14 protein-coding genes are annotated in these 12,224 nt (G+C 36.1%); 6 read left to right on the top strand and 8 right to left on the bottom strand.

The features are described 5' to 3' along the window. The first annotated feature begins 57 nt into the window (after nucleotides 1-57). The 6 genes from GOQ17_RS02905 (at nucleotide 58) to GOQ17_RS02880 (ending at nucleotide 6,130) form a co-directional block, all read left to right on the top strand. Nucleotides 58-690: a peroxiredoxin gene (locus GOQ17_RS02905; protein ID WP_159634555.1), complete on the top strand. Its 633-nt coding sequence runs from the start codon at nucleotides 58-60 to the stop codon at nucleotides 688-690. A 56-nt stretch (nucleotides 691-746) separates the two neighbouring features. Further along, entirely contained in the window at nucleotides 747-1,061 is a 315-nt protein-coding gene (locus tag GOQ17_RS02900) for a thioredoxin family protein (RefSeq protein ID WP_159634552.1), read from the top strand. Continuing rightward, a complete protein-coding gene (locus GOQ17_RS02895) occupies nucleotides 1,042-1,299 on the top strand; it encodes a DUF6952 family protein (protein ID WP_159634549.1) in 258 nt (85 codons plus the stop codon). Before GOQ17_RS02900 ends, GOQ17_RS02895 begins: the two co-directional genes overlap by 20 nt. Before the next feature lie 339 nt (nucleotides 1,300-1,638). Then, complete coding sequence (locus GOQ17_RS02890; protein ID WP_159634546.1) at nucleotides 1,639-4,107, top strand: PIG-L family deacetylase; 2,469 nt, start codon at nucleotides 1,639-1,641, stop codon at nucleotides 4,105-4,107. A gap of 13 nt (nucleotides 4,108-4,120) precedes the next feature. Continuing rightward, the gene (locus tag GOQ17_RS02885; RefSeq protein ID WP_159634543.1) at nucleotides 4,121-4,315 is read left to right on the top strand and encodes a hypothetical protein; all 195 of its coding nucleotides are present in this window, start codon (nucleotides 4,121-4,123) and stop codon (nucleotides 4,313-4,315) included. A gap of 105 nt (nucleotides 4,316-4,420) precedes the next feature. Further along, nucleotides 4,421-6,130: a sodium:solute symporter family protein gene (locus GOQ17_RS02880; protein ID WP_159634541.1), complete on the top strand. Its 1,710-nt coding sequence runs from the start codon at nucleotides 4,421-4,423 to the stop codon at nucleotides 6,128-6,130. Here GOQ17_RS02880 and GOQ17_RS02875 read toward each other — a convergent pair. From GOQ17_RS02875 to GOQ17_RS02840, 8 genes are all read right to left on the bottom strand, one after another. Further along, nucleotides 6,127-7,053, bottom strand: coding sequence for an N-acetylmuramoyl-L-alanine amidase (locus GOQ17_RS02875; protein ID WP_159634538.1), 927 nt, complete (start codon nucleotides 7,051-7,053; stop codon nucleotides 6,127-6,129). The genes GOQ17_RS02880 and GOQ17_RS02875 overlap by 4 nt on opposite strands. 13 nt (nucleotides 7,054-7,066) lie before the next feature. Further along, nucleotides 7,067-8,104, bottom strand: coding sequence for a DUF3078 domain-containing protein (locus GOQ17_RS02870; RefSeq protein ID WP_159634535.1), 1,038 nt, complete (start codon nucleotides 8,102-8,104; stop codon nucleotides 7,067-7,069). Between the two features lie 11 nt (nucleotides 8,105-8,115). Further along, nucleotides 8,116-8,874 carry a hypothetical protein gene (locus tag GOQ17_RS02865; protein WP_159634532.1) on the bottom strand — a complete coding sequence of 253 codons (759 nt, stop codon included), beginning with the start codon at nucleotides 8,872-8,874 and terminating at the stop codon, nucleotides 8,116-8,118. 55 nt (nucleotides 8,875-8,929) lie between these two features. Next, a complete protein-coding gene (locus GOQ17_RS02860) occupies nucleotides 8,930-9,772 on the bottom strand; it encodes a glucosaminidase domain-containing protein (RefSeq protein WP_159634529.1) in 843 nt (280 codons plus the stop codon). A 24-nt stretch (nucleotides 9,773-9,796) separates the two neighbouring features. Next, nucleotides 9,797-10,300 (bottom strand): glucosaminidase domain-containing protein, encoded by a 504-nt coding sequence (locus GOQ17_RS02855; protein WP_159634526.1) that lies wholly within the window; start codon nucleotides 10,298-10,300, stop codon nucleotides 9,797-9,799. A gap of 22 nt (nucleotides 10,301-10,322) precedes the next feature. After that, entirely contained in the window at nucleotides 10,323-10,958 is a 636-nt protein-coding gene (locus tag GOQ17_RS02850) for an O-methyltransferase (RefSeq protein ID WP_159634523.1), read from the bottom strand. 152 nt (nucleotides 10,959-11,110) lie between these two features. Beyond that, nucleotides 11,111-11,740, bottom strand: coding sequence for a GTP cyclohydrolase I FolE (folE, locus tag GOQ17_RS02845; protein WP_159634520.1), 630 nt, complete (start codon nucleotides 11,738-11,740; stop codon nucleotides 11,111-11,113). A 31-nt stretch (nucleotides 11,741-11,771) separates the two neighbouring features. Next, complete coding sequence (locus GOQ17_RS02840) at nucleotides 11,772-12,185, bottom strand: 6-pyruvoyl trahydropterin synthase family protein (protein WP_159634517.1); 414 nt, start codon at nucleotides 12,183-12,185, stop codon at nucleotides 11,772-11,774. Nucleotides 12,186-12,224 lie beyond the last annotated feature (39 nt).

The raw sequence follows: 12,224 nt of genomic DNA, 5'->3' as shown, positions 1-12,224 counted from the left end.
ATACATTCATATATTGATATTCATTACCTTTGCATCACATTAAAAGAAGATACTATTATGAGTTTTACAGGTAAAAATTTCCCCAACATTACAGTTGATGCTATTGATTATTTAGGTGATTATATTTCACTTAACATTTTTGAAAAAGCACAAAAAGAAAATAAAAAAATCTTATTATTCTGGTACCCGAAAGACTTTACTTTCGTTTGCCCTACAGAATTACATGCTTTCCAAGAAGCAGTAGCTGAATTCGAAAAACGTAATACTATTGTAATTGGTGCTTCATGTGACTCAAATGAAGTTCACTTTGCTTGGTTGAACACGCCAAAAGATAACGGTGGTATCGAAGGTGTAGAATACCCTATCATCGCTGATACAAACCGCAACTTATCTAGCATCTTAGGTATTTTAGATGTGAAAGAAGTTGAACACCCTGAGTTCGGCTTCATCGCTGAAGGTTCTGCTGTTACTTACCGCGCTACTTACTTAATCGATGAGACAGGTAAAGTATTCCACGAATCAGTAAATGACATGCCTCTAGGTCGTAACGTTAAAGAATATATCCGTTTGGTAGACGCTTACACACATGTTCAAAAACATGGTGAAGTTTGTCCAGCAAACTGGGAAGAAGGTAAAGAAGCAATGAACGCAACACGTGATGGCGTAGCTTCTTATTTATCTATGAACTAAGAAATTAGTAATAATTATGAGGCGGATTTCTCCGCCTCTATTTAAAAAAAGTTATTATGTTACAAGAATTAGAAAATGACACATTACAAGACGTTGTATCGAGCAATGAGATTGTAATGGTACAATATTCAGCTTCATGGTGTGGAAACTGCCGCATTATGAAACCAAAATTTAAGAAGTTGGCTTCAGAAAACGAAAACATTAATTTCGTAATCGTAGATGCGGAGAAATTCCCTGAATCTAGAAAGTTAGCTAATGTAAATAATTTACCGACTTTCGCTGCGTTCAAAAACGGCCAATTGGTAAATCAAGTACAAACAAACAAAATCGACGGATTAATCGACTTACTAAATGAAGTTACCAGTAATTAAACACTTGACGGATTTCATCGAACAAAACGATGCAGATTACGTCTTGGAAACAATCGAAACTTTAGAAGCCCTTACGGAAGTGCCTTCGCTGAAAGATGAAGAGCTTGATGTAATAGGTGAATTGATTTCAAATATGTACGGTGCGATTGAAGTTGATAAATTAATCAAAGAAGGAACACCGAAAAAAGAAGCGCTAAACGTGTTTATGAAACGTGTTTTAGGCTCTATTGATAAATAAAAAGAGTTTTTACTTCTGTCAGAACAAGCTTAAAACAAATTTCCAGATTGGTCATGTGCAAAACTTTATCAATGTGGAAATTTTTTTTTACCCAAATACATAGTATTTCAATCTTTTATACTACTTTTATACTAGAGCTATAATAACTCGGATTAGTAACATCAGCCTTAATTACTGACATTTTTAATCATCAAAAGATTTATTGCAGCAAACTATTTAAGACTAAAAGATTTTTAATTGTTGTTGAAAAAGAGTTGAAATAATATTTCAACTCTTTTTTTTATTTTAACAATTCTGTTTCAATAGCTTATTTATGAGCGAAACCAATTATATTTAGCTATGCGAAATTATTTCAAATACGTTACCTTATTATTTTTACTGCTCCTATCTGCTCAGTCTGGACGTAGCCAAATAGCAACAAAAACTGCAAGCGATATACAAATTGGCTTACAGAAACTCAACACGCTAGGTTCAGTTTTATATTTTGCCGCACACCCCGATGACGAAAACACACGTCTTATTGCTTGGCTTGCGCAAGAAAAAAAGTATAGAACGGCCTATCTTTCACTGACGCGTGGTGATGGCGGTCAGAATTTATTAGGCACTGATTTAGGAATTGATTTAGGATTAATACGTACGCAAGAATTATTGGCTGCACGTGCTTTAGATAAAGGCGAACAATTTTTTTCTTCAGCCTACGACTTTGGTTTTTCCAAAACACATGAAGAAACTTTTCAATTTTGGGACCACGAGACAGCATTACGCGAAGCGGTTTGGATTATTCGCAAATTCCAACCCGATGTAATTATTAATCGCTTTCCTCCTGATAGAAGAGGTGGGCACGGCCATCACCAAGCTTCAGCAATCTTAGCGCATGAAGCCTTTATTGCGGCAGCGGATAAAACCAAATTTCCCGAACAATTAAAATATGTAAGCACTTGGCAAGCGAAAAGGCTTATGTGGAATACCGCTAATTTTGGTGGACAAAACAATACTTCAGATAGCCAATTAAAGATTGAAATCGGACATTATAATGCATTATTAGGCGAATCATATGGTGAAATAGCCGCCAGAAGTCGTTCGCAACATAAAACTCAAGGTTTTGGTGCAGCAGCATCACGCGGTATGAGTACTGAATATTTTGAACATGTAGCGGGTTCCAAAGCAGAAAAAACACTATTTGATGAGATTGATACTTCTTGGAATAGACTACCCAACACGCAAAGCATTCAAAAACTAATTACAAAACTTAATGCAGAATTTCAAGCTACTCAGCCACAAAAATCAGTAAACGATTTAATACAACTAAAAAAAGTGTTGGATACTTACAAAGTAGACAGCAAAAATCCTCAATCGTCCAATCATGAATATTGGATAGCTCAAAAGAGAAAAGAGATTCAAGATTTAATCATAGCTTGTGTTGGACTTTGGGTTGATGCCTATACAAACCAAAGTCAACAAGTCGTAAATCAAGAATTTTTATTTCAAACGGAAGCAATAGTGCGCAATCCTGAAGTTCAGGTAGAATTGATTAGTGTAAATAATCAAAGTGTTGGACAAAACTTACAAACCAATAACCTGTGGAAAGGTTCGGGCAATACAAAATCGGACAAAACCACCCAACCCTATTGGCTTACTGAACCTAACACATTGGGAAAATTCAATATTCCAATCGAAACAGTAGGCTATCCAACAAATCCCGAATTTCCTCAAGCGACATTTAAGTTCAACATCAATGGTGAACCTATATCGCTAACACAAGAAATAAAACACCGTTTTGTTGACCCTGTAAAAGGTGAAGTACATAATCCATTAGTTATCTTACCAGAATTGACTGCAGAAACTACTTCTACAATTCTTCTGAGCAAAAATCAAGAAGAGAAATCGATAGAAGTGATTTTTACAAGACACGATAAGAGTAAAAATCAGTTCGAAGTTATTATCCCTAAGCTAGATGAATGGGAAATCTCAGAGAACAAATTCGTGTTAAATTTTACGGAAGGCAATTTAATTACCAAAACATTGAAATTAAAGCCGACTTCAGCTAATACCCAAAAAGCAATATTAAGCTTTACCCACAACGGTGAAAAACTCCGACATGTGAAAACACTTTCATACGACCATGTACCTTCCATCACTTGGTTTCCGACAACAGAGATATCTTGTCAGAATATGAAATTGACAAATGAAGTCAGGACCGTTGGCTATTTAGCGGGAGCAGGAGATTTAGTTGCTGAATCGCTAGAAAAAATTGGCATTAAAGTAACTAAGCTATCCGATAAAGACTTGACTGCAGCAGCACTTCAGCAGTATGATGCCGTAGTAGTTGGTGTTCGTTATTTTAATGTAGTTCCGAATGGAGGAGCAATTCATCAGAAACTGCTAGATTACGCTCAAAATGGTGGTGTTGTGTTAGTACAATACAATGTCAACAGTAGGTTGACGACCGACAAATTAGGTCCTTATGATTTTAGCTTAGGCAGAAGCCGCGTGACAGAAGAAGATTCCCAATTCTCTTTTGATGAAAAAGACCTCGCGTTAACCTTCCCTAACAAAATCAGCAATAAAGATTTTGAAGGCTGGGTACAAGAGCGTGGTTTGTATTTTGCAGAAAATATAGATAGCAAATACAGAACTCCACTTCGTCTAAATGACAAGGAAGAACAACCACACAATGGTTCGCTACTAATTGCAAAATATGGCAAAGGAAAATTTGTCTATACTTCTTTAGCGTTTTTCAGACAATTGCCTGCAGGAGTACCCGGAGCTTATAGATTATTTGTAAATTTGTTAACAAACGAAAAGTAAATATCACAATAACATGGAAAATCAAGTAAATGAGCAGCCTTTGAACGTAAAAGGTCTTATCTTATTAATCGGAACTATCTTTGGTGCATTAATCGCTTTTGCAAAATGTGGTTCATTTTTAAGCATTGTTGGAGGTTTAGTAGGCGGACTAATTGTTGCTATAATCTTTATTAATATCATTTTACCACATAAAGAAAGTGACAGATAACAATATGCCACCTTTCGCGCGTAGTTGGAGACAATTTTACTGGATAGTAGTTGTCTGGCTCGTGCTGTGCATATTAGGAATGTATTTATTTACACAATATTTCTCATGAGTATTATCGATTGGATAGTACTTTTTACTACCCTGCTTTTGATAGTTCTGTATGGAATCTACAAAAGCAGGAATATTAATAATATCGAAGGTTTTTTACTCAGCAATCGCGAATTGCCTTGGTATAATGTAGGACTTTCGGTGATGGCGACTCAAGCCAGTGCGATTACTTTCTTATCTGCTCCAGGGCTAGCATATACTTCGGGAATGAGCTTTGTCCAGTTTTATTTTGGACTGCCTCTAGCTATGATTGTGCTCTGCATTACTTTCGTTCCTATATTTCATAAACTTAAAGTATTCACCGCTTATGAATTCCTCGAAAAACGATTTGACATCAAAACACGCTCTCTTACCGCTTTCTTGTTCCTCATACAACGCGGTATTTCTACTGGAATCACCATTTTTGCGCCTTCTATAATTTTATCTGCTGTTTTACACGTTGACGTATTTTATACTACCCTTTTGATTGGAGGTGTCGTTGTACTTTATACAACCTATGGTGGTACAAAAGCGGTTTCGTACACACAGTTATTACAAATGGGAATAATTTTCGGAGGACTACTTGCCGCTGGAATGATGGTTATTCATTTTCTACCACAAGAAATTGGATTTGTAGAAGCATTACATATCGCAGGTGAATCCAACAAAACCAATGCTATCGATTTTACCTTAGACTGGAATAATCAATATACGGTTTGGACGGGATTGATTGGTGGCTTCTTCTTACAGCTTTCATATTTTGGCACGGACCAAAGTCAAGTTGGACGCTATCTCACAGGTTCTTCTGTTCGTGAAAGCAGAATGGGGCTGTTGATGAATGGATTATTAAAAATCCCAATGCAATTTTGTATTCTGCTTATTGGAGTATTAGTTTTTGTGTATTACCAGTACAATACAGCTCCATTGTTTTTTAATCCTACTGAAACACATAAACTAGAAAATAGCATTCATGCAAATGCGTACAAAGATTTGCAATCACAACAAGATGAATTAACAAAGCAACGTGTACAAATGCTCAACGCCATGCATGAGGCGAGAGTAAATGAAAATGACGCAAATCTTAATCAAGCAAAACAAAATCTAGAAGAAATAAACGCAAAATCGATCGCGCTACGTAAATCCGCTGTAGATTTGATCAAAACCAATGACAGCAAAGCTGAAACCAATGATAACAATTATATCTTTTTGTCATTTGTAACCTCGGTGTTTCCGAAGGGATTAATCGGATTGCTCATTGCCATCATCATGCTAGCATCAATGGGAGCCACCTCGAGTGCCATTAATTCGTTAGCATCTACGACAGTTATAGACATCTACAAACGGCTTATTAATCAAGATGCTTCCGAAAAAACATACTTAAATGCATCACGTATTTCGACATTAGGTTGGGGAATATTTGCTATTATTGTTGCACTATTCGCCAATAAGCTAGGCAACTTATTGGAAGCAGTTAATATCTTAGGCTCACTATTTTACGGAACTATTCTTGGAATATTCTTAGTGGCTTTTTATTTTAAGAAAATACGCGGAAATGCCGTTTTTTGGGCAGCGGTAGTCACGGAAATTATCGTAGTTTACATTTGGTATTTAGATATTATTGCCTTCTTGTGGCTCAATCTAATTGGGTGCGTATTGGTGATTCTGATTGGCTATATTTTGGAAATTATGTTGCCAAAGAAAGAAAAGCACGTAATTTCTGAATCCTAATAGTACTTCCTGTACAAATCATATAAAACGGCCTTGTCTCGAGCCGTTAGTACACCATTCACTTCAGTACGTATATACTTACGCTTGAAAGCTCGAATCGCTGCTTCGGGATTGCTCATATCATAGCCCATTATTTTAAGGGCATCGATTGGATTAAAATTATAAGGTGGCTCAACCAAAAAATCTTCATTATACCAAATTCCAAAACCTCGCTCAGCCAATCTTTTCCATGGAAAATTAACATTCGGGTCATCCTTACGTGTAGGCGCAATATCAGCGTGTCCAATAAAATTTAGTTGCGGAATAAGATACTTATTCTTTAAAGTATCAAGCAAAACTAACAACGCGTCAATTTGAGTATCAGGGAATGGGTCTCGCCCATTATTGTCTAACTCGATTCCAATAGACGCAGAATTCATATCAGTTACAGAGCCCCATTTGCCTTTGCCGGCATGCCAGGCACGATCATAATCATTTAGCATTTGTATGACCTGACCATCACGACCTATGACATAATGCGAGCTCACCTTAGTATGTGCTAATTGAAAAGTACGTACAGTCTGCGCTGTGCTATTTTGCGAAGTGTGGTGAATAATAACAAAATTAGGCTTGCGATTATCGTAATGTATCGCACTAGCCCAATTCGCTGATTTATTTATTCCTGTACGTTTTTGCTCAGCTAATTTTTCTTCAGGAGTAAGTTCTCTAAAAACTGTATTCCCGTTGTCTTCAGAAATAGTATCGGACTCAACCTCCAACAATACAGTATCCTTTTGTAGAAGTTTCGATTCCTCCTTGATAAGAGCTGTCAAAGAGTCTGATTTCTGCTGTGATGCGGATACAAGAGGTTGCTGTGTACGAACTTTATTACTAGCACATGCGCATAATAGTCCTAACACCAATACTCCTACCCACTTTTCCATTATTGTAAATTAATTATCTAGGTAATGAGAATAATATTCCTAGAGCAAGCCCTTGATTGTATTGCACTTTACCACTTTGATTGCTATCATAAACTAAAATACCTGAACCAGTAACATTCACAACTCTAGTAATCCTAGCAGTAAGTGTCAAATCTAATCTATTTGCTGGATCGGTCAAATTCTTATAATCAGCGAATAAATTATACCTAGCCTTCAGATTTAAGTTTTTAGACAAATCACGATCCAAATTTGCTGTAACCTGAAAAGCTAGGTCATTACGGAAATTTTCACCCGCATTTAATCCCCACTTTACTTGATTAGATTTAATTGGATCATTCTCTGGATATCTTTCGATGTATTCTTCGACGGTTAAAGGTTTTGCTTTATCACCCAATGCTAATGTTTGACGTGCAGTTCCGGTACCCAAACGCAATGAAAAACTTTTGTCCGGCTTATACTCCAAACCAAATGATTCTGTAAAATATGCAGGAGCCATAAAACTACTTGTCGTTTCATAAATATACTCTTCCCCTTCAGAATTTCTTCTATATGAATAACCTACATCGAATTGAGATTCGAATGTAATGGCAAAATACAAAGCCCATTTATCGGTAAATCGATAAGACAATTTATTATCCCAAAAAATACGATCATTATTCTTTTTTGCTAACTGATCCTTGTTTTTAATTTTACCATATTTCAGATCAAGTTCAGAAACGAAATTTAGACGATCTCTCGTATAATCAGCTTTATGCCAAAATAGCCCCATTAAAGACATAGAATTAACTCCTCCAGAGTTCCAGTTATCACTGAAAGAAGCTTGATTAGCATTTAGACCAAACTTTGTCCAATGTTTCCAATAATTCACTTCTAAACCCAATTTAGGAATTGGCACATTAATTTGCGTTATGGAATTTTCCTTTATGGTGTCAGCATTGACAATTTTAGAATCTGGTTTTTCACGCAAATCCTTCAAATTTACCTGTGCAAAGATTTGACCTCCGATCAAGGACATCATCAGAATAAAGACAATAGATAGATTTCTTAACATAGTATAATCGTCTAATTTCCCAAATTTAAATCAATTTCTTTTAAATCTGGTAATGGCTTAATATATGGTATATGTTTAAAATATTCGTATTTAGTTTTTATGTATTTGACTAACTGATATCGATCTGCTGTAAGCACAAAACTGTACTCAGGACGATATCTAATCATAAAATTGTCTAAGGGCTCACCCTCCAAACCCGTTACACCACGCACTAACTCTCTGTTAAAGACTACATCAATATAATTATCTTCATATTCCTTTTGAAAATATTTTGTGAGCCTACGCGCATTTTTTCCCTCTCTACTAAAATAATTATAAACGGCATCAATGCTAAGCCCCGCTCCATTCTGTCCTACAGAAACAAAATCACCTGGGTCTGCTAGCCTATAAGCCTTATTATATTCTTCTCTTCTTCGTGCTAATATTTCTTCCGGAGATACACGTCCCATCACAGTCACTGGAGCTATCGCAATTGTCTTTCTCTTCAAACTTATTACCAAAGCTTTTGCTCCTGCATAAGAAAGAGTATCAGAATGATAGTTTTCCTTATTCGCTATAATGACATCGCCAGGTTTAAGTTGTATGTTAAATTCTCCTTTGCTGTTATTATATATGTTTTCTCCAGTTGTTTTGTTCACAATCAATACTCTACCAATACGCTGTCTTGTCTCTGCGTCTAGCACCATTCCTCCAATACTTTCTTGGCAATTAGAAGAAAAGGGGAAGCCGCAAAGCAATATAAATAGAATATGGTAGATATTGATTTTCACAAGGATAAAACTACACTATTATCCAATAAATTACCACTTTATTAACATCTTTTCACTATTTACTAATCACAAGGAGCTGACCCAGCGATAGATTTTCTGTCATTAAATTATTCAATTGTTTGATCTGATCAACAGTTACTTTATATTGCTTCGAAATACTATACAATGTATTTCCTGATTTCACTTCATGAATAATCATCTTTACAGGTGATTTGATTTGCTCAGCCTGTACTACTTCTCCTTTTTCTTCCCTCTGTTCAATAGTTGTTTCAACTTTTACCTCGCGAACTATTTTTTCCGATTTACTCTCCGGCGAATCGTACTTATATAATTCATAGCGCTCAATTAGGTCTATCAACAACTCCGGATATCTTGGATTTGTAGCGTAACCTGCTTCTTTAAGCCCACGTGCCCAACCTTTGTAATCATTTTTATTCAATGAGAATAATTTCTCATAGCGCTTACGCAACAGAAATTGAGAGTGATCGCGAAAAGATTGTTCTGGGTTATCGTATACACGAAAACAATCATTTGGATTATCATCCGCTTTGGTCACACTTCTACCCGTCCATGTTCCACCACATTTAATACCAAAGTGATTATTTGCTTCTCTTGCTAAAGTAGAATTTCCATTACCAGACTCCAAGATTGCCTGTGCCAACTTAATACTTGCAGGAATCCCGTATTTCTCCATCTCCGCGATAGCTATATCCTTATATTGATTAATATAATTTATACCGCTTGTGGAAGTCGGTGTACGTGAGGGATTATTTGCTTTAGGAGAAGAAGTCTGCTGTGAGGAAGATGATGGACTCTTCAACACGCCTGTCGAAGATCGACGGGATGCACAAGAATTCAAAAATATAACGCCAAAAAGCAAATAAACAAGTAATTTCATCGAATTATTTAGGATTAAAATTGATTATTGAAGCTTATCGTATTGATCTAAATTATATCTATTTATCATCCCGATAACATGTGTTTTCCAAGACTTTGTCTGCGAATATCCGGAACGAGCTATTCCATTTACCCATGCATTGCAGTCTTTATAAGAGTATTTATCAAATAAATGTACAGTAGCTTTTCGTCTTTTCAATAAGCCCACAAAATCTTCATATGATTCCTTGACTGACGGATAGCCTTTATAAGCTGATTTGATTTTTTTGCTATTGTTTTTTCCTTTGATACCAAAATGATTATTTAAGTATTTGGCAATTCGGCTATTGCCATATGCGCTTTCGTGAATAGCGACTGCCAATATCACAGATGCTGGGACACCTGTCTCTCGCATAAGTTGCTGGGCTACGTCCTTATGTTCGTTAATATAGCTTGAAGGACTAAATTTTTGTTGTCCAAATGTTGATGCTATACCAACCAAACATAAAACCAGCATTAGCAACATTTTGCTAATTAAAGATTCTTGCATAATCTCTTTTTTAGTTCAACCATTACTTTTTGCGAAGCACAAAAAGCCCGTCTCTAATTGGCAAAATCAACTTCTCTACACGTGTATCCTCTGCCAATGTTTTATTAAGTTCTAAAACTTGCTTTGTTTGATTATCCGGTTTCTCATCAAACACCTTTCCCTTCCACAACACATTATCGATTAACAATACACCTCCCGATGGCACACGATCAACCAACATATTATAATAAACAAGATTTCTTTTCTTGTCTGCGTCGATAAATACTAAGTTAAAATCTCCCTCTAACGTCGGAATAAGCTCAAAAGCATCAGCAATATGATATTTTATTTGTGTTGCATAAGCAGACTCATCAAAATATCCTTGAACACGCTCCTGCTGTTCTTCGTTCACATCAATGGTATGAAGCTCTCCTCCTTGTCTCAAGCCTTCTGCAAGACATAACGTAGCATACCCCGTAAATGTTCCAATCTCTAATATACGATTCGGAGAAATCATTTTACTTATCATCGCCAATGCACGTCCTTGATAATGCCCAGACATCATATGAGGCATTGTCTCCCTCAAATATGTCTCTCTGTTTATCTTTCTGAGTAATGCATTCTCCTCATCGCAAATGCCTTCTAAATAACTATTTACTCGCTCCTCGTTTTGAAACATAAGCGCAAAGTTAATCAACTTATTTAAAAATCATTTAAAATTTGTGCTATATCACAGACCGTTGTAATTTGTATAGGTTTAATTGAGAAACAAAAAAACCTGCATATTTTTAATTTATGCAGGTTTATAAAGTATGCTTTTATATAAAATTCTTAGTCTAAAGACGCTGTAATTAGACGTAAAAATTCTGATCGTGTAACATCATTTTGGAATGCTCCCGTGAATGCAGAAGTGGTGGTAACAGAATTTTGTTTTTGAACGCCTCGCATTGCCATACACATATGCTTACACTCAATGACAACAGCAACACCTGCTGGATTCAATGTCTCTTGGATACAGTCTCTGATTTCGTTTGTCAAACGTTCTTGAACCTGAAGACGACGTGCAAAAGCATCTACCACACGTGGAATCTTACTCAATCCTACAATATGACCATTTGGAATATACGCAATATGGGCTTTACCGAAAAATGGCAACATATGGTGTTCACACATCGAATATACTTCTATATCTTTGACCACAACCATCTGGCTGTAATCTTCTTCAAACATCGCACTACGCAATACCTCTGCAGCATTGATATCATAGCCATGTGTTAAGAATTGTAAAGCTTTTGCCACACGCTCTGGCGTTTTTAGTAGACCTTCGCGATTTGGGTTTTCGCCCAAAGCATCCAAAATATCCGAATAATGATTGGCAATACGATCAACCTGTTCTGTATTATACTGGTCTATTTTTTTATAACCATCCAATTCCTCATTGAAATCCGTAGGATTACTCATTTTATTGTTTTTTTGTTTAATTCCTTTATACTTAGTTGCCGAAATATTCGACCGAGTTATTTTCGGTTTCGTGTAATTTAACACTATGCAAGATGACATTTTGTTCGTCAAAATGCGGCTTTAGCTGATGAAATATCTCCATAGCAATCACTTCAGTAGACGCCATCTTGCCCTGCATAAAATCCACATCCAAATTGATGTTTTTGTGATCTAATTTATCAATTACATAGGTATTGATAATATTTTTCATGATTTTCAAATCAATTACAAAACCTGTAACTGGATCCACGTTTCCTTTGACCGTAACAAACAACTCATAATTGTGCCCATGCCAATTTGGATTAGCACAATACCCGAAGATAGCCTCATTTTTCTCGGCAGACCATTCTTCCCGATGTAATTTGTGTGCTGCGCAAAAGCGCTCTCTTCGTGTGATATGTATCATAACTACAAAGATACCTTAAAAAAATCTAACTTAGCATTT

Source organism: Sphingobacterium composti (genome assembly GCF_009829075.1).
Lineage (GTDB): Bacteria > Bacteroidota > Bacteroidia > Sphingobacteriales > Sphingobacteriaceae > Sphingobacterium > Sphingobacterium composti.
This window is presented reverse-complemented; position numbering and strand designations above follow the sequence as displayed.